This is a genomic window from Streptomyces sp. NPDC025638 (assembly GCF_055558775.1).
Map to the genome: position 1 here is coordinate 363,115 of NZ_JBVHLX010000004.1, position 18,706 is coordinate 381,820.

Below are 18,706 nucleotides of genomic sequence, written 5' to 3' on the forward strand. Positions count from 1 at the left end.
CCCCGTCGACCCCAACGTCGCCTCAGTTCTCCGTGCCCTCGTCGCCGCCCGTGCCCGCTGCGGAGCCCGGGTCCATGGGCTCGGCGGGCGGCGCGCTCTTGGCCGTCCGGACCGTCTTCGCGGTCTTCGCGGTCTTCGCCTGCTTCGTAGCGGCCTTGACCGGCGGCACCGCCGCCTTGCGCGGACGCGCCGGCGCCTTGGCCGCGGTCCTGGCCACGGCCTTCGCCGGCACCTTCGCGGCCTTCCCCGCGTCGGTCGCCCCGGCATCCGGCCCATCCGCGTCGCCCGAACCGTCCGAACCGCCGGACGGCTCGTCGGCACGCGGCCCGGGCCCCGGAGGGACCGGCGCGCCCGGCGCACCGAACGGCAGCACCCGGACCTCGGACCGTTCCACCCGCTTCGCCGGGACGGGCGTCTCGCGGCCGTCGATGAAGACGAGCGAGGCCTGGTAGACCACCGACAGCGCGTAGGGGGTCTGGTAGAGCATCCCCCACAGCTTCGACGTCTCGTCGACGTCCATCACCATCGGCGTGAACCGCACCCGCTGCGCCGCCTCCGCGAGATTGCTTCCCGTCAAGTAGGGCCGCTCACCGGCGAGTTCGATGATGTCCTGGGGCAGGATCGGCGTCTCGTGCAGGGTGCGCACCACGGAGCCGATGAGCCGCTGCCCGACCAGCTCGGTCTCGTCGCCGTACGCGCTGATCACGTACTGCAGGTCGAGCGCGGCACTGGCCCGGCGCATCAGCGTGCCGTCGGACGCGCGCGTGGGCATGTCGTTGTTGCGCTGCGAGGTGTTGGGCGTGACCTGGTACAGGAACACGGAGATGGTGGGGTCCGTCGGTGGTTCGGCGGGCGGCTTGCGCGGCTCCACCTTGACGCCCATGTCGATCTCCGGCCGCAGATGGGACTCGATCAGCAGGGCGAGGGCCTGGCTGACATGGGCGATGGCGAGTGCGTTGCTCATGACGTCAGTTCCTCGGTTCCTCTCGTGTTGCCGGTCCTGCCGCTGTCACTGCCGGTGCGGCTCACTCGCGCCCCCGGGACAAGTAGTCCGCGAGGCTCACGGCGGCCCCCGGCCGCTCGGCGCGCCGCGCCGGCTGCCGTGCCCCGGTGCCCGGCCGGCCGGCCGTCACCTCCAGGCGCCCGATCTGTACCTGCACCACCTGCTCGGGTGTCCGCGCCGGCCGTCGGGCGGCGGCCAGCCGGACGGCGTCACGGGCCGCCGCCGTGTCCGCGGCGGTGGGGCGTGGTGCCGCGGACACAACGGTGGGGGGAGCGGCGTCCGTGCCCGGGGGGATGGGCGCGGACGCCGCGGTCCGGTCCACGCCCGGTTCCGGGCGGCCTCGCCCGGAGGTGCGCGGCCCGGTCCGGGGTGCCGACAGCGGTCCCGGCGCCAGGGGCGCGGCGGGACGCAGCAGCGGCGTCTCTGCCGCGAGGGGCGAAGCGGGGCGCGCCTGGGGCTCGGTGGGGGCGCGCTCTGTGTGTACGACGGTCCGCTCCCGTTCCGTGTGCCGCCGGACCTCGGCGGCGGCCGGGCGCGGCGCGTCCCGGTCCGGTACGGCGGTCGGCAGGGCGGACGGCCGGGTCACCGGGTCTGTGGCGTCGGGGTCCGCGGTCCGGGACCGTACCGCCTCCACCCGCTCGAACGGGCCGGGCAGCCGGGGTCGTACCCGGACCGTGTCCGGTCGTGGGGCGGCGTGCCGGGCGATCAGCCGGTCGAGGAAGTCGGGCTCCGCCGGCGGCGCCCCCGAGGAGGAGTCAGACATCCGCACACAGCTCCAGGTAGTAGCGGCGCCGCAGCGGGCTGAGCGCCAGGATCTCCGGCTCGCTCCAGCCGTAGGCGGTGGCGAGCAGGTGGACGTCGAGGAGCACGTCCCGTGCCCAGGCGTCCAGTTCGGTCCACAGGTAGGAGGCGATGTCGAGTTCGGCCCGGGTGGCCGCGCCGCACTCGGGGCAGCCGACGTTGAGCGTCACGTCGGCGCCCGGGTCGGCCGCCTCGACGGCATCGGCGATCCGCCGCTGTACCGGCGCCGGAAGGGCGTCGGCGGTCACGGCGCTCCCGTCGCGGACCGCAGAGACCAGACAGCGGGCGAGCAGCGCGGCGCGCGGGTCGGCGGCCCGGGCCGCCGCCGTCAGGTCGGCGGGGCCGGGGAGCCGGAACGCGAGGTCCCAGCCGTCCTCCGACAGCCGGACTACCGACTCCCCCACCCCGCCCGGCGACTTGGCGAACTCCCCGGCGTCCAGGTCGAACTCCATGTCCGCACCGCACGCGTGGCACTCCATCCGCACCTGCATGCGCTCGCCGAACAGCGCCCGGCGCAGTGCGAACAGGTCGGACTCGCGCTCGCCCACCGGCACCGTCGGCAGTGTGGCGGGGTCGAGGTCCGGACGCGCCGTGCCGTGCAGCAGCACTGCGCGCCCGGCGGGCGCCTCGGCGAGTCCCGCCTCCCAGGTGGCCAGCAGCCCGGCCGCCCCGGTGATCGCCATGTCTCCCCCCGATTTCCTCGACTACCGCCGCCTCACGCCGGGTTGAGGAAGGAGGGCTCCTCGGGCTCGGGCACCTCGTAGTCCCGCTCCCAGCCCTCGCACTCCAGCTTCAGCGACTGGATGGCCACCGCGTTGGCGTTGGCGTCCAGTTCGCCGAGCACCTGGTACTCGCTGGGCCAGGTCCGGTACAGCTTGTGCGAGACGGCGACCTGGCCCGCCTCGTTGAGGACCTGGATGACGATGTCCTTGCGGAAGTCGGCGAGGGACACCTCGGAGCCGAGTCCGGCGCCGACCTGCCACACCTTGTTGGCCCAGCGGTCGAATTCGGGGTCGTGGGTGACGCCGCGCTCCAGGGTGATGCCCTCGAACTCGGAGCGTCCCGGCGACTTGCGCGGGGAGGACGGGTCGCCGCCATGGCGGTGCTTGACGACCTCGGTGGTCCGCTTCAGCGGACTGATCTTGCTGATGCCGGCGACCGTACGACCGTCCCACAGGACCAGGAACTTGAAGTTCTTGTAGGGGTCGAAACGATGGGCGTTGACGGTGAACTCTGCCATCGGATTCCTTCAGTTCTCCAAGATTCCCGGGGCCTACAGCTCGAACTGCGCGGAGGTCTGCTGGATTTTGACGATCACGAACTCCGCCGGGCGGACCGGTGCGATGCCGACGAGGACGTTGACGACGCCGTTGGCGATGTCCTCGTCGGTCGTCGTGTCGCTGTCGCACTTGACGAAGTAGGCCTCGCGCGGGGTGCCGCCCTTGAAGGCGCCCTGCCGGAACAGCGTGTGCAGGAACGAGGAGGCGCTGAGCCGGATCTGCTGCCACAGGTTCTCGTCGTTGGGCTCGAACACCACCCACTGCAGGCCTCGTTGCAGGCTCTCCTCGACGTGCAGCGCGAGACGGCGCACGGGGACGTACTTCCACTCGCTGTCGAGCGCGTCGGACCCCTCCAGGGTGCGGGCGCCCCACACCAGCGGGCCGGTCAGCGGGAAGGTGCGCAGGCAGTTGACGCCGAGCGGGTTGAGCAGTCCGGTCTCGCGGTCGGTCAGGTTGACCGTGAGCGAGTGGACGCCGGCCAGCCGGGCCTCGGTGCCGGCCGGTGCCTTCCACACGCCGCGCTCGGAGTCGGTGCGCGCGATGACGCCCGCGACGGCTCCCGAGGGCGGGAAGGAGCGCAGCCGCCCGGTGAGCGGGTCGGTGAGCTGGAGGTGCGGGAAGTACAGGCCGGCGTGGTTGCCGCGTACGGCGTCGAAGGCGGCGATTCCGGCGCGTGCCGTGTCCACGCTGACCCAGGTGCCGGGGGCGTCGACGAGCAGGAAGATCCGCCGCTCCTGGCACAGCCGCTGGGCGGCGGACACGACCGTGATCGCGTCCTCGGTCTTCTCGTACGCCGCCAGCTCCGGCAGGACGAGGAGGTTGACGTCGGCGACCCCGCGCAGCGCCTGGATGCCGGTCTTGTCGGCCTCGGAGCCGATGAGGTCGCGCGGTCCGGGTGCCTCGCCGTCCTCGCCGCCCTCCAGCGGGAAGACGGGCGGGTTGACGGACGCCTCCAGGCCGAGGTCGTTGGCGCACTCGCCGAGGAAGCGGACGACGTCCTCGGGGTCGGTGGAGCCCGCGACGACCTGGATGCGCCGGCCGAAGGCGGTGACCTCGGCACCGGCGAAGGCGTGCTTGCCCGGGGCGTCCGGCAGCGCGCGCAGCTTGCGCTCCAGGAGCAGGGCCAACTCGGCCACGGTGCACGGGGCTTCGCCGTCGCAGTCGGGGTCGTAGAGCGTGAACTCGCGCTCCACGTCACCGATCTTGACGGTCAGGTCGACGGTGAGGTCGGGCAGTTCGTGCCCGAACGGCTTGGAGACCGTGCCGGACGGGTCGGGGCGGCCCTCGCCGACGACCTCGACGCGGATCAGCCGGGAGCCGGCGTTGATCACGGTCGGCGCGTAGCGGCCGTTGGACGGGTCCATGGACAGGCCGGTGAAGCTCTCCCGGGCGTCGCCCCTGGCGTCGTACACCCGCAGGTTGAACGTGTCGTCGGGGCACGGTGTGTCGTGGTCGACGGCGACGCGCAGCCCGTTGCCCCAGACACCGGGTTCCTTGGCGTGCACCTCCAGGACCCTGCTCTCGCTGTGGCCCTCGGTGGACTCCAGGGTGACGCAGGCGGCCTTGCCGCTGCCGGCCTTGGTGACCCGGACGATGACGGCGACGGAGCCGCCGTTGCCGAAGAACTGGTGCACCGCGTAGCCGACGGCGCTGCGGGCGCTCAGTCCGCCGAAGCGGCGCTCGAACTCCGCGAAGCTGGTGACGCGTACCGGCTCGTTCAGCGGACCTCGCCGGGTGTGGCCCACAAAGGCCGTCACCGACGTGGTCAGGGTCGAGATCGTGCGGGTGCTGCTGGGAAGCTCTTCGACGTAGACGCCGGGATACGTCGGCTTGGCGGCGCTCACCGCGCTCATCGGCTTTCCCCCTCCTATCCCTGTCTCGGGCACCGGACGAAGACACCAAGAGACAGTTGGTGGAGGAATGTGTTCCGGATTCGGCGCGGCAAACGGCCCCGCGCGCAGGGCGACGGCGACCGAACGCACCGCATCAGTTTCCCCCGTCAGCACCCGGGCCGGTCGGTGGTCCGGGTCAAGCAACGTGCTTGTGACTCCTGATGCTCAAGTGCTCAATCCACCTTGATGCGCGCGGAGTTGACGGAACAAGGCACCTTCCGGCCACCCCGGGAAAAGGTTTCGTGAAGGTCAACTCCCGGTATTCACACGCCACACCCGCGCGCCCTCGACAGCCGTTCCACAGCTTCTGCACAGAGGCCGTCCGCGCAGGAAGGCGGTCGGATCCCGGCTCTCCCGGGAACCCCGGAGGACACCGCGCCGACGGTGACACGCGGTCCCACACACCATCTCCAGGCCTTCTCCAGTCGTACACAATCCACGGTGGCCAATTCCGCCGGGGTCACCTCCACGGACCGTCATCTCCACCGGCCCGGGGCGCTGTCAGTGGCCTCCCCTACAGTTCCCGTCACTTGATCACTGCGGTGCGGGGAGGCACGTATGGGGTGGGTTCCGGCGGGCGACTACGAGGTCGCCCTCGACGGCGGAAAGGTGGTGTGCCGCAACGCCGCCGGACGACGGCTCAAGTCCGTTCCGGCCAAACTCGCGGACGATCCCGCGGTGACCGGGCTGCGGCAGCTCGCCGAGTGGCTGGAGCGGCACGACCGCCAGTGCCTGGCCGATGTCGAGCGGTGGATGGTGCGCTCGCTCCCGGTGCCGCTCACCGTCCTCGCCGGGGTCTGGCCCGACCCCGCCTGGCGGTCCGCCCTGCGCGACGTCGTCGTCACGGGCGCCGACGGAGAGGTCGCCGGGTTCCTGAGGGACGCCGACCCCGAGCGCGGGCTCGGTCTGGTCGACCTCGACGGCGACACCGTGCGCATCACCCCCGACCTCGTCCGCATCCCGCACCCGGTGCTCCTCGACGACCTGGAGGAGCTGCGGGAGTTCGCCGTCGAACTCGGCGTCGAGCAGCGCGCCCAGCAGCTCTTCCGCGAGGTGTGGCAACGCCCGGCCGCGCTCGACGCCGAGGGCACACAGGTCGAGGAGTACGCGGGCGGGGCGTTCAAGGAGCTGCGGTTCCTGCACGGCAGGGCGGCGCAGCTGGGCTACCGCGTGCGCGGGGGACACGCCGTCTGCTCCGTGCTGGAGGACGGCCGCGGCGCCGAGGCCCGCGTGTGGATCGGCGACTACGACGGCTACGAGGAGACGGAGACCGGTCCCCTCATGTGGACGGACTGCGCGGGCCGGGCGCTGAAGCTCGGTCAGGTCGGGCCGGTGGCCTGGTCGGAGGGCATGCGCATGGCGGCGGCGCTGTACGCGGGGCGGGACATCGAGGACGAGGAGCGGGCGGCATGACGACCACGACGACATACGACGGGACCACCGTGGCCGCGCTGCTCGACGCCGGCGCCGTCCTGCCGCCGGGCAGCACCGCCCGGGAGGACGCGGACGTCCTCACCGTGCGCACCTACACCCACCCGGCCCTGGCGGAGCGAAGTGTGGTCCGGCTGGTGCCCGGCACCCTCGGCGAGGCCGAGGACCTGGCCCTGGAGTTCCTCGGACTGGCCCGGGAACCAAAGACCCCCGAGGTCGGCCAGGTGCGCCGGGAGGCCCTTGGCTTTCCCGCCTGGGCGCTGGTCAACGACCCGGCCAACGGGCACCACGCGCTGGCCCTGGTCAAGGACGTCGAGCAGCTCGCCCGGCAGGCCAAGTCCCGCCCGGGCAACGCCAAGGACGGCTTCGAGGAGCTCGGCACCCGGCTCGGCCGCACCGTGCCGCACTTCCTGCCCACCTTCTACGAGCAGGCGGCCCGGGTCTTCCTCCAGCACGAGAACACCACGTACGCCGCCGCCTTCTTCGGCAAGGCGCGCGAGGCCGAGCGGGTGCACGCCCTCACCGTGGACGAGGAGCGGCAGCGTGCCGTGTTCCTGGAGTTCGCGTTCGCGGGGGCGCTGACGGTCAAGGCGCTCAAGGAGTATGTGAAGGACCTCGCCCGCCGCCTCGACCCCGCGACCGCTTGGGCGCAGTTCCGGCAGCTGACGGTGGAGCGCTGCGCGGCGGGCATGCCGCCGTACGCCTCGCTGCCGCAGGACGCCCGGGGCCTGATCAAGGCGGCCGGTCTGGACCGGGTCACCGAGGAGTGCGGCCTCGTCGCCGACCTGATCGCCTCCCCCGCCGCCGTCCGGGCGCCCGCCTCCTTCTGGACCGCCTACCGCTCCGTCCTGCCGGACCTCGCGGAACGCCGGCCGGCCGTCCGGGCCCGGCTGCTGGAGATCATGCCGGCCGGGCTGGGCCGCGAGGTCGCGGACGACGAGTTCTGGCTGGCCCTGCTCGCGGAGTGCGGGGCCGAGCGGCTGCTGACGGACGGGGACGAGGTCGACGCCGCGGACTGGCTGAGCCGTTGGGCTCTGCACCGCAAGCACGGCGGGGCGGTCTCCAGGCGTTCCCCGGCCACGCTCGCGCTGGTCGCACGGATGGCGCCCCGGCTGCGGGCCGACGGCCGGGCGGTCGACCTCTTCACCGGCCGCTGGCGCGACGGTGCCGAGCTGGACCTGCTGGACCTGTGCGCGGCGGAGGGCGTCCCGCTCACCCTTCCCGACGCCGGGGTGGACGTCCACCTGGGCCTCGACGGCTGGCTGCGCGGCTCCCGGGACGAGCGGCGCGACCTGGTCGCCACCGCGGCGGATCCGCGGCTGCGCGCCCTGCTGTTCCAGGCGGTGGGCACCCTGGGCGACCACCGTTCGGCCACCGACCTGCTGAAGGCCGCCGAGCACCCCGTGCTCCGCGACGTACTGTGCGAGTGGCTGGAGGCCTCGGCCAAGGAGTTCGCCGGCTCGGTGGGCCTGCCCGGCGCCCGCACGGCACTGGAGCGGCTGCGCCCGTTCCGCGGTGTGGCCGCCGAGGTCGGTCCGCTCGCCGTCGCCGCGGTCGCGGAGCACCGGGTCGCGCCGCTGCTCGGCCGCACCCTGCGCGCGGGCATCCTGGACGAGCTGGGCTGGCCCGCTCTGGAGGAGGCCCTGCGGCTGCTCGACACCGAGCCCAGGAACGGCGAGGACAACACGCTGACCGTCACCGAGGCCTGGCCCGCGCTGATCCTCGCGCGCCCGCACAAGGCGGTCGTCGTCGGCCCGGACAAGATCCTGCTCGAACACGACCTGCGTCTCCCCGCGGACCTGGACCGCTGGCAGCGCCCCCGCTTCCGCTACACCGACGGCGAACTGCTGGTGATGTGGCGGCAGGGCAGCAAGCAGTCCGCCTACTGGTCCGCCCGGCCGGCCGAGGTGTTCACCCTCGGCGGCGAGCAGATCCCCACCTGGTGGTCCGGCAACGACACCGGCACCCCGTCGATCCCGCTGCCCGGCGGCGGCCGCGCCACCGGCGGCCGGACCCTGCACGCCGGTGACACCGTCCTGCCGCCCACCCGGTCCGTGATCGGCGACGGCACGACGTGCTGGCGCCAGGGCCGACAGGGCCGGCAGACGGTGTGGCTCGAGTACGACCCCGGCACGGGCACGCACGGACGTGCCTCGCTCCCCGCCTTCCTGCGGGCCGGTATCCGCGAGGACGCGTCCCTGCAGCTCGGCGGCTGCGAGGTCCTGCCCCTGCAACCCGGCCTGGAGCACAGCCCCTTCGGCACCGACGGCACGGTCCTCGGCCGCTGGGTGCGCAGGGAGGGGAAGGGAGCCGAGGCACGCACGGTCGCCGGCACCCCGGACGGCCGGACCGTCACGCTGTCCGGGGAGTGGGGCTGGGCGCACGGTGTTCCGCTGGGCGCGCTGCGGCTGCCCGGCGGGGCCGAGCCGGTCGTCGCGCGCGTCAACATGCGGGTCTCCCTGTTCGCGGCCGACGACACCTCCTCCACCGGAGAGCTCGGCCGTGTGACGCCGCACGAGCGGGGTGGGGAGTTCGCCGCCGGCACCCGGTTCGTGCCCCCGGTCGCCTTCTGGCACGCCCTGCGCCCCCGCGACGAGCGGGGGTCGGCGGTGCTGCGCGCCCTCACCGACGAACGGGCGGCCGAGGTGCTGCGGGTCACCGCCGCGGCCCTGGCCGAACGGCAGGAGCGGATCGCCCGGGCGGGCGGCTCCGGCGCTGCGGCGCCCGGCGCGGCGGTGCCCGGACAGAACCTCCACGGACGGACGGCCGGACAGGCCGCCGACGTCAAGCCGACCGTGCCGACCGCGGACGAGGTCGCTCTGCGCGCCGTGCGTGACGCCCTGCCGGAACTCACCGACCAGCGGCTCCTCATGGGCGTCGCCGCCCTGGTGCGCTCGGCGCTGCGCATCGCCGAGTCCGCCACCGCCTTCGTGACCCCGCCCCAGCAGCGGCCGCTCCAGCCCGCCAACCGGACCCACGGCATGTTCGCCGACTACAAACCCCGGCACGGCGAGGACCGGACGCTGCACGACGCCGCCACGGGCATCGCCGAGCTGAACGGCTGGTGGGGCGGCGAACGCTGGAGCGTGCTCCAGCAGATCCGCGCGGTGAACCACGTGCTCGCCGGCAGGCCCGCCGACGGCAAGCCGCTGCCCGGAGAGCGACTCGCCGTCCTCACCGACGGCTGGCGCAGCGACGAGCACACCGTCCCCGGCATCGGGATGGTGTGGCCGTCCGTGCTGAGCACGCTGCGCCCGCTCGCCTACCGGGCCGCCTCGCCCGCCCTGACCGACGACCAACGCGAGCCGCTGCTCCTGCTGTTCGAGGCGATCGCCGAAGGGCCGCTGGCGACCCCCGCGGGAACGCTCCGCGAGATCGTGCTCAGCGAACCGCACGACAAGCAGCAGCGTGCCGGTCAGGTGCTGCGCCGTGCCGACCGTACCGTCGTGCTCCTGGGCTGCCAGAGCATCGACGGCCAACGGGAACGCGTCAACTGGCTGGCCCTGGACCACGACCCGTCCGGCGCGTTCGGCGCGGTCGCCCACTTCACGCTGGAGACCGAGACCAGGCACACCTCGGCGATCACCGCCGAGCGGCTCGCCGACGTCACCCGGCTGCTCCGGGACAAGGGCGCGGCCCCCTGGCGGCCCGAGGCACCCGAGGCGCTCGCCGCTGCGACGAGCGGCGGGCTGGGCCCGGTCCAGGCCACCGTGCTGCTAGCCGGGCAGCCGCACGCCCCCGGTGCCGAGGGCCTGGCCACCATGGGACTCAAGCCGCGGCAGAGGGACTTCGGCAACGGCATGTTGGGCTCGGTGGACCGGCGGGACCGGGCGGCACTGATCGGGGCCCTGCTGCCCGAGGACCCCGCCGACCTGTGGACGGCCGGACCGGACACGGCGGCCGCGGGACGGGTGTGGACCGAGCGGCTCGGCTCGTTCGTCCGGCTGTCCGAGGAGGTCGCCGCCGGCCTCTCCGCAATGTCCGTCGGCTCCGCCGAGGCCCTGCTCAACCCCGGGCGCACTCCCTGGCTCAGCCGGACCACGGTCCAACGCCCCGACAAGGACGGCAACCTGGTCGCGGAGGACCCCGCGGCCCTCCCCGGGCGGTACGACCTCACCCGTGCCGTCGACGCCCTGGCCGAGCTCGCCTACACCCTGCCGTACGGGCATCCGCTGCGCGCCGCCCTGCCGGACGGCCTGGCCGCCCTGCGCCGCCGCGTCGCCGACCCGGAACTGCTCGTCGACCTCGACATCGAGTGGACGGAGAAGGGCGGGCCGACCGCCGTCGAACTCCGCAAGGCGTACGGTCTGCCCGCCACCGGAGGCGCCGACGCGTACGGTTTCACCCGGCTCGGCGAGGCACTCGTGCTGCGTCCCTGGTACGGCGACACCGAGACGGTCCTGGTCCGCCCGGCCGGGCTCACCTGCCCGGACGACGCGGTCCTCGGGCTCGTCGAGGGCCTGGTGGCCCCGGCGCGCCGGGGCGGTGTGCGGGCGCTGCGGACCGTCCTCGGCGACGACCTCGCCCGGGCCCTCGCGGCGGGCACGGACACCGAGGGGCCCACGGGCCACGCCCAGGACGCGAGCACGAGCGTGCCCGCTCTCGTCGCCGAGGTCGCCACGGCCCACGGCCTGGGCGAGGACGCGGCGGCTCTCTATCTCCAGCTGCTGGCGCTCCCCGATCCGACGGACCGCAACTGCGCCCGCTGGACCGGCTGGAAGCCCGCCCGTATGAAGAAGGCCCGCGCCGAACTGGCCGCGACCGACCTGGTCGTCGAGGCCAAGCGGCCGCGCGCCGGGCGCACCCTGTTCCTGCCCTGCGGCTGGTACGACCTCAAGGCCCCCGCGGTGCCGGTGGAGACCTGGAAGGAGGGCCTCTACCCGGTCACCGGCCGCGCCGTGCCGCTCCTTGCGGTGCCCGAGCTGTTCGCCCGCGCCTGGGACCGCGTCCGCGCGGGAGACGCTCCGGCGTACGAGGAACTCACCACCCGGACCGGCCGGAAGGGACGCCGCCGGTGACCGCGCCCCTTCACCCGCCGACGACCGCGCTCCTTCACCAGCCGACGGCCGCGCCTCTCCCGCTGTCGATGGCCGCGCCTCTCCCGCTGTCGATGGCCGCGCCTCTCCCGCTGTCGAGGACCGCGCCGCTTCCCCTGCCGACGACCACCACCCGTACCGCCCCGAAGGACCACCGCCCATGACCACCGCCCTCGCTCCCGACGCGACCCGTCAGATCGTCCCGCCCGAGGACCGCCACGTCGTCGAACTGGCCTTCCTCGCGGCGTACGACGACGGGCCGCGCCCGCCCGCCTGGCATCTCACCCCGCGTGCCGTCGTCACGTTCGTGATGGGCAGCGGCGGGCAGGCGCTGAAGCTGCCGGACGGCGCCGAGGTGCCCGCCGGGATGCCGCGCCGGCTCGTGGTGGAGGGCAAGTTCGTCGGTGACCGGGCACTGGTCGAGCGGTGTGTCGTCACCCTCGCCGGTGAGCGCGGTCTGCTGCTCGTCGGCGAGCCCGGCACCGCCAAGTCGATGCTCTCCGAGCTGCTGTCCGCCGCCGTGTGCGGCACCAGTGGGCTGGTGGTGCAGGGCACGGCGGGCACGACCGAGGACCAGCTCAAGTACGGCTGGAACTACGCCCTGTTGCTCGCCAAGGGGCCGAGCAGGGAAGCCCTCGTGCCCTCCCCCGTCCTCACCGCCATGACCCGGGGCGCGCTCGCCCGGGTCGAGGAGGTCACCCGCTGTCTGCCCGAAGTCCAGGACTCCCTGGTGTCGTTGCTCTCCGAGCGGCGCATCGCGGTCCCCGAACTGGCGGGCACGGACGACGCCCTGGCGCATGCCGCGCCCGGCTTCAATCTCATCGCCACCGCCAACCTGCGGGACAAGGGCGTGTCGGAGATGTCCGCCGCGCTCAAGCGCCGGTTCAACTTCGAGACCGTGGGCCCCATCCCGGACCTCGACGCCGAGACCGCGCTGGTGCGCAGCCAGGCCCGGGCGTCCGTCGAGCGGGCCGGGGCGGCGTTCCAGGTCGACGACGCCGTGCTGGAGGCGCTCGTGACCGCCTTCCGCGACCTGCGGGAGGGCCGGTCGACGGAGGGCTGGGAGGTGGAGCGGCCCTCCACCGTGATGAGCACGGCGGAGGCCGTCTCCGTCGCCGGCGCGCTGGGGCTGGCCGCGGCCTACTTCCCCGGGGACCGGGATGTGCTCGGGCTGCTGCCGGGGCATCTGCTCGGCGTCGTACGCAAGGACGACCCGGCCGACGCGGCCCGGCTGCGCGGCTATTGGGACGGTCCGGTACGGCGCCGCGCCGAGCAGGGCTCCGCCACCTGGCGCACCTTGTGGGACCTGCGCACGGTCCTGGAGGGCTGACGGCCGTGTCCCTCTCCACCGCCTCCCCCGTCTCCCCCCTCTCCCCCGTCTCCCCCCACGAGGCCGTCGCGGCCCTCACCGACCCGGGGGCGCCCTACCTCATCGGCGTACGGCACCACGCGCCCTCGCTGGCCGCGGCGGTACCCGCGCTCCTCGACGCGGCCGAGCCCGACGTGCTGCTCGTCGAGCTCCCCGCCGAGATGCAGGAGTGGCTGCCCTGGCTGGCCCACGAGGAGACCAGGGCCCCGGTCGCACTCGCGGCCGCTCCGGCGGGCGGGGGCGGTGGCCCGGCCTTCTACCCCTTCGCCGACTTCTCCCCCGAACTCGCCGCGGTGCGCTGGGCCGCGCGGCGGGGCGTGCGGGTCGTCGCCTGCGACCTGCCGCTGGCCGACCCGGCGTGGGGGGAGGAACGCCCGGAGCGGGCACAGGCTCCCGGTGGCCCCCGCCTGACCACGGCCCTGCGCTCGCGTCTCACCGGTCGTCCCGGCGACGACCTGTGGGACCGGCTCGTCGAGGCCACGGCTCCGGGCTCGGCACCGGAAGCGCTGCGCCGGGCGGCCCTGCTGACGGGGTGGGCGCTGCGTGAGGACGCGGCCGCGTCGGGGGGTGTGCCGGAGCTGGACCTGCGGCGCGAGAGCCGGATGCGCTCCTGTCTGGCGGCCGCCACCGCGAACGGCGAGCGCGCCGCGGTACTCGTGGGCGCCTTCCACGCCCCGTCGTTGCTGTCCCCGGCAGGATCCGGCGGGCCCGAGCCGGTCTCGCCCTCCGTGAACCCCGGCTCCGCCGCCCCCGACGACCGCCCCCTCTGGACGACTTCGCTCATCCCCTACACCTACGCGCTCCTGGACGAGCGTTCCGGCTATCCGGCCGGTATCCGCGATCCGGAGTGGCAGCATCTGGTGCTGGGCGCGGCGGGTGATCCGGCCGCGCTGGAGGAGGCGCTGACCCGGGCGGCCGTACGGGTGTGTGCGGAACTCCGCGCTCTTGGCCACCCGTCGGGCCCCGCCGACGCGCGCGAGATCACCCGGCTGGCCGGAGACCTCGCCCGGCTGCGCGGGCTGCCCGCGGCCGGCCGGGGCGAGCTGGTCGAGGCGGTGCAGACGGTGCTCACCCAGGGCGAGCCGTACGGCCGGGGGCGGGCCGTCGCACGGGCGATGGAGCGGGTGCTGGTCGGGTCGCGCGGCGGCCGCCCCGCCCCCGGAGCGCCCCGCAGCGGTCTCGCCCCCGCAGTCGAGGCCGAGTTGGCGGCGCTGGGCCTGCCCGGCCCGGCGGACGGCGGCCCCGGTGCGGCCCGGGACCTGCGTCTGGATCCGCTCCGTTCCGACCTCGACCGCCGGCGTGAACTCCTGCTGCGCCGGCTGACGGTGTGCGGGGTGCCGTACGCCGAGCCCAAGGAGGTCGTCGGCGCGGGTGGGGCCGAGGCGCTCACCTCGCGCTGGGAGGTGCGCTGGACCCCCGCCACCGCGGCCATGCTGACCACGGCCGGGATCCGCGGTGTCACCCCGGCCCAGGCCGCCGAGGGCGTACTGCGGGAGCGGCGGCGGGCGGAGCACGACGAGGGCGGGCCCACGGCCGCGCAGACCCTGGACGGTCTGGAGCGGGCGGCGGAGTGCGGTCTGCCGGGGCTGGCGGACGAGCGGCTCGCGGACACGGCCGACGTGCTGCCGCACTCCGCCACCCTGCCCGAACTCCTCGCCGGGCTGGCCCTGTTGGACCGGCTGCGGGCCGGGCACATCGCCGGACTCGAGGCCGACGAGGACCGTTCGGCCCGTGCGGCCGAAGTGGCCGAAGTGGCCGAACTGCTCACGGTCGCCGCGGTGCGCCAGGTGGACGGCCTCACCGGCTCCGAGGACCCCGCCGACGCGCACGCACTGCTCGAACTCGCCCACCGCGCCGACCTCCTGGGCGGCATACGGCTCACCGACGCCCTCACCCGGCTGGCGGCCGAGGGTTCCCCGCTGATGCGCGGCGCCGCGGGAGCCGTACGCGTGCTCCTCGGACACGACGATCCCCGGGTCCTCGGCGACCGCGTCGCCTCCTGGGTGGACTCGGCCACCGACGCCGGGTCCCGGGCGGCGCTCACCGCCCGGCTCACGGGACTACTGACCGCGGCGGGCCGGCTCCTGGAGTCCGCGGCCCCCGCGCTGGAGCCCCTGCTCAGCCGAGTCTCGGAGCTGCCCGACCGGGACTTCCTCGACCGGCTCCCCGCGCTCCGGGGAGGCTTCGACACGCTCAGCCCGGCCGCCCGCGACCGCCTCCTCTCGGCCGTCGAGGAACGGCTCGGCACCAGTCATCCGGCCGACACCTCCGGTATCGACCCCGACGCCCTCGCCACCTGGACGCGCGCGGACCTCGCGGCACGTGAGGCCCTGGGCGCGCTCGGGCTCCTGCCGGCACCGCGGGACCGCGAACAGCCGGGGCCCGCGGCCGAACCGGTAGCCACCCACGAGGAGAAGGCCCAGGCCCCCGGCGAGGCACACCGGCTCGCCCCCGCCGACCGCTGGCGGCTGCTGCTCGGCCGCCGTACCGACCAACTGCCCCGGTCCGCGTCGGCGTTGGCCACGGCGCTGGACGAGCTGTACGGCAGCGGACGCGGCGAGGGCAGCAGGGGGAATCTCGGCGGCCGGGGCCGGGGCGGTGGCCGGGAGGCGCCGTACCCCGGGGTGCGCGAGTGGTCCGAGGAACTGGCGGCCCTGTTCGGGCCGGGCATCCGGGAGGAGGTACTGGCGGCGGCCGCCGCGTCGGGCCGCCAGGACGTGCTCACCGAGCTGGATCCGGACAGCGTCCGGCCCTCCGTCGACCTGCTGCGCAGCGTGCTCCGGCACGCGGGCGGGCTGCCCGAGGCCCGGCTGGCCGCGCTGCGTCCGCTCGTACGACGCCTGGTCGAGGCGCTGACCCGGGAGCTGGCGACCCGGCTGCGCCCCGCGCTGCACGGCACGGCCCTGCCACGGCCCAGCCGGCGGCCGGGCGGCGGCCTCGACCTGCCCCGTACGCTGCGGGCCAACCTGGCGACCGCCCGGCGCGGCCCGGACGGCACGGTCCAGGTCGTCCCCGAGCGTCCCGTGTTCCGTACCCGCGCCCGGCGTGCCTCCGACTGGCGGCTCGTCCTGGTCACCGACGTGTCGGGGTCCATGGAGGCGTCCACGATCTGGGCGGCCCTCACGGCCTCGGTGCTGGCCGGGGTGCCGACCCTGTCCACGCACTTCCTGGCCTTCTCCACCAAGGTCATCGACCTCACCGACCGCGTCGAGGACCCCCTGTCCCTGCTGCTGGAGGTCAGCGTGGGCGGCGGCACCCACATCGCGGCGGGGCTCCGGCACGCCCGCGAACTGGTGACGGTGCCGTCCCGCACGCTCGTCGTGGTCGTCAGCGACTTCGAGGAGGGCTATCCGCTCGGCGGGCTGCTCGCCGAGGTCCGCGCCCTCGTCGGCGCCGGCTGCCATGTCCTGGGCTGCGCGAGCCTCGACGACTCGGGCCGTCCCCGGTACTCCACGGGTGTCGCGGGTCAGCTCGTCGCCGCGGGGATGCCCGTCGCCGCCCTCAGCCCGCTCGAACTCGCCCGCTGGGTAGGGGAGAAGATCGCATGAACCTGGACCTTCCTCCGGTCGTCCCGTCCGTGACCGCCGAACTGGTCGCGGCGCTGTCGCCACGGCTGCGCAAGCGACTGGACGCGGGCATCGCGAAGCTGGCGGACCGGCCGGTGGTGCGCGACGGCGACACCGTGCGCATCGCCATCGACGACGACACCGACCTCGAACTGCACGCCCCCGGCGGCGCCGTGACCGACGTCGACGGCATCCGCTGCGGCTGTCTGCTGGCACCGGACTGCCTGCACCGGGCCGCCGCGGCGTCGGCGGCCCCGATCGCCGACGCAGAGCCGGCCAAGGAGGCAAAGGACCGGTCTGAGGCCAAGCCCCCGTCGGAGGCAAGGACTCCGTCCACGGCGGAGCCCGACACGGCCACCGCCGAGCAGCGCGCCGCCGCGCAGGCGCTGTACGACGCCGCGGCCGGGGTCCTCGACGCCGGCACCGACGGCGCCGGGGCGGTGCTGCAGGCCGAGTTGCTGCGCGCTGCGCACACCGCACGGCTGGCGGGACTCCCCAGGGCGGCCGCCGCCGCGGTCTGCGTGGTCACCGCGGTGCGCGCGGCCCGCTCGGCGGACCCCGCGTACCGCCTCGCCGACCTCGTCTCCACCCTGCGCGAGGTCCTGGCCGTCGCCCACCGCGTCCCGTACGCCACCGGCCCGGAACTGACCGCCCTGCGCGGCACCGTACGCCGGCCGTACACCCCGGACGGCTCGCTGCGGCTGTACGGCCTGTTCTCCGAGCCCGTGCTCACGGCGAGCGGCTATGCGGGCGCGGTCACCTGGACCGCCGACGCCGAGGGCCGTCTCCACACGGTCTCCGACGTGGCCCCGGGCGGCCCCGGCCGGGCCGTGGGGGCGGCCGACCGGACCGTGCGCATCGGGGACACGGCCCTGACCCACCGTGAGTTGTCGCGCGCGGGCCTCGCGGTGTCCGGTGCGACCGTCTCGCCGACCGGGCGGCTGGGTGCGGGGGCGGGGGTACGGGCGGTTCGGGCGTCCGGTGCCGACTGGCAGGGCGAACCGCTCGGCCGGCTCTGGGCCGTGCCGGTCGCCGATCAGGTCGCGCGTGCCCTGGCCGGCGGCCACGACCTGCTGTTCCTGGAGGTCACGCTCACCGGGACGGTCCGTGAGGCGGCGGGCGACTGTCTGCTGGCCGAGTGCGACGGGCTGACGCTCCGTCTGATCACCGCGCACGACGACCCCGCGCTTCCCTACCGCGACAACCTCCGCCTGCTGGCCGCCGCCCCGGGCAGCCGGCTGCGGGTGGTCGCCCGCCTCAGCCCTGCCCCACACCCGCGGGCCCTGCTCCTGGCCGCCGAGCACCCGAAGGAGCCGGGCACCCGTCTCGACCTGGGCCTGGACCGGCTCCAGCACGCGGACCTGCCCGCCGCGACGGCACCGGCCGCCCAGGCCGCCGTACCCTCGCCCGACGAAGCGCCGCTGCACCTCCTGCGCCGCCGTGTGCAGCAGGCCGCGTCCGGCGGCCGGCAGGTGCTCGCGTTTCCCGGGAACGGCGCCGCGGACGCCGCACGTCTGCGCGGGCACGGCCTGGCGACCGCGGCCGATCTGCTGGACGAGCTGCACGCCGCCGCGCCGGCCCGTGCGCGTGACCCCTTCGGCCGGCTCCTCCCGGCCGACACGGGCGGCTTCGCCCGCGCCTGGCTCGCCGCCGCCGTCTACACGGACGAAGTGGACCGGTCACTGTGTGCCGCGGCGTGGAACGCGGGCGGCCGCTCCCCCGGGCCGACGGCACCGCCCCTCATTCGAGGCATCCCGTGAGCCGCTCGTAGGCGTGATGAGCATCGCTGATCAGGTGCTCGGCCTCGGCGCGGGTACCGCAGTCCGTGACCTTGCCGACGGCCTGGCGCTGCAGGCGTGCCAGTACGGCGGCCCAGGTGGCGCCCTCGGCGTGCCAGCGTGGCAGGTCGTGGGTGTCGACGAGGTCGATGAAGGAAGGGTCCTCGGCCACGCACAGCAGTACCGGGGCGGCACCTTCGGACTCGGCGCCGATACGGTGCAGGACGCCCAGCGGCCAAGCGGGCACCGTGGCGCCGGCCAGGGCCGGTTCGGGCATCACCACCAGGGCGTCCAGGGGCAGCCCATCGGGGTCAAGGGTGTCCGGGACCCGTCCGTGTCCGACCGGCCAGCCCTGTGAGGTGAGGCGGCCGGAGGCGCCGTCGTCGGACTTGCGGATGGTGGACGAGACGGTGGCGTCGATGTCAACGGTGATCCGGGGCATGGCCCTGACCTCCTCAGACATGAGCGCGGTCAGCGGGTGGAGGCCATCGGCACCGCGGGGGTACGGTTGCCGGCGGGCCCCATCGCCGGATACCAGCAGTCTCCCGCC

General features: G+C 74.9%; 11 protein-coding genes. 5 read left to right on the forward strand and 6 right to left on the reverse strand.

All coding sequences use genetic code 11. From position 1 onward, the window contains the following. Nucleotides 1-22: 22 nt before the first annotated feature. The 5 genes from ACZ4EG_RS12660 to ACZ4EG_RS12680 form a co-directional block, all read right to left on the reverse strand. Nucleotides 23-964, reverse strand: a complete 942-nt coding sequence (locus tag ACZ4EG_RS12660; protein ID WP_467790635.1) for a Pvc16 family protein — start codon at nt 962-964, stop codon at nt 23-25. 61 nt (nt 965-1,025) lie between these two features. After that, nucleotides 1,026-1,766, reverse strand: coding sequence for a hypothetical protein (locus ACZ4EG_RS12665; RefSeq protein ID WP_467790636.1), 741 nt, complete (start codon nt 1,764-1,766; stop codon nt 1,026-1,028). Beyond that, nucleotides 1,759-2,487: a T4 family baseplate hub assembly chaperone gene (locus tag ACZ4EG_RS12670; protein ID WP_467790637.1), complete on the reverse strand. Its 729-nt coding sequence runs from the start codon at nt 2,485-2,487 to the stop codon at nt 1,759-1,761. The genes ACZ4EG_RS12665 and ACZ4EG_RS12670 overlap by 8 nt, the downstream gene beginning before the upstream one ends. A 32-nt stretch (nt 2,488-2,519) precedes the next feature. Next, the gene (locus ACZ4EG_RS12675) at nt 2,520-3,044 is read right to left on the reverse strand and encodes a phage tail protein (RefSeq protein ID WP_004003113.1); all 525 of its coding nucleotides are present in this window, start codon (nt 3,042-3,044) and stop codon (nt 2,520-2,522) included. 33 nt (nt 3,045-3,077) lie between these two features. Then, on the reverse strand, nt 3,078-4,937 hold the full coding sequence (locus ACZ4EG_RS12680) for a phage tail sheath subtilisin-like domain-containing protein (protein ID WP_467790638.1): 1,860 nt from the start codon (nt 4,935-4,937) through the stop codon (nt 3,078-3,080). 597 nt (nt 4,938-5,534) lie between these two features. Here ACZ4EG_RS12680 and ACZ4EG_RS12685 point away from each other — a divergent pair. The 5 genes from ACZ4EG_RS12685 to ACZ4EG_RS12705 all read left to right on the forward strand — a co-directional run bounded on the left by ACZ4EG_RS12685 (nt 5,535) and on the right by ACZ4EG_RS12705 (nt 18,138). After that, nucleotides 5,535-6,389, forward strand: coding sequence for a DUF4132 domain-containing protein (locus tag ACZ4EG_RS12685; protein ID WP_467790639.1), 855 nt, complete (start codon nt 5,535-5,537; stop codon nt 6,387-6,389). Continuing rightward, complete coding sequence (locus tag ACZ4EG_RS12690) at nt 6,386-11,425, forward strand: hypothetical protein (RefSeq protein ID WP_467790640.1); 5,040 nt, start codon at nt 6,386-6,388, stop codon at nt 11,423-11,425. Before ACZ4EG_RS12685 ends, ACZ4EG_RS12690 begins: the two co-directional genes overlap by 4 nt. A gap of 178 nt (nt 11,426-11,603) precedes the next feature. After that, entirely contained in the window at nt 11,604-12,773 is a 1,170-nt protein-coding gene (locus ACZ4EG_RS12695; RefSeq protein WP_467790641.1) for an ATP-binding protein, read from the forward strand. Between the two features lie 5 nt (nt 12,774-12,778). Then, entirely contained in the window at nt 12,779-16,360 is a 3,582-nt protein-coding gene (locus tag ACZ4EG_RS12700; RefSeq protein ID WP_467790642.1) for a vWA domain-containing protein, read from the forward strand. Then, on the forward strand, nt 16,357-18,138 hold the full coding sequence (locus ACZ4EG_RS12705; protein WP_467790643.1) for a hypothetical protein: 1,782 nt from the start codon (nt 16,357-16,359) through the stop codon (nt 18,136-18,138). The genes ACZ4EG_RS12700 and ACZ4EG_RS12705 overlap by 4 nt, the downstream gene beginning before the upstream one ends. On the opposite strand, the gene ACZ4EG_RS12710 is transcribed toward ACZ4EG_RS12705, so the two are convergent. Then, nucleotides 18,119-18,598 (reverse strand): inorganic diphosphatase, encoded by a 480-nt coding sequence (locus ACZ4EG_RS12710; RefSeq protein ID WP_467790644.1) that lies wholly within the window; start codon nt 18,596-18,598, stop codon nt 18,119-18,121. The genes ACZ4EG_RS12705 and ACZ4EG_RS12710 overlap by 20 nt on opposite strands. Nucleotides 18,599-18,706: the final 108 nt, after the last annotated feature.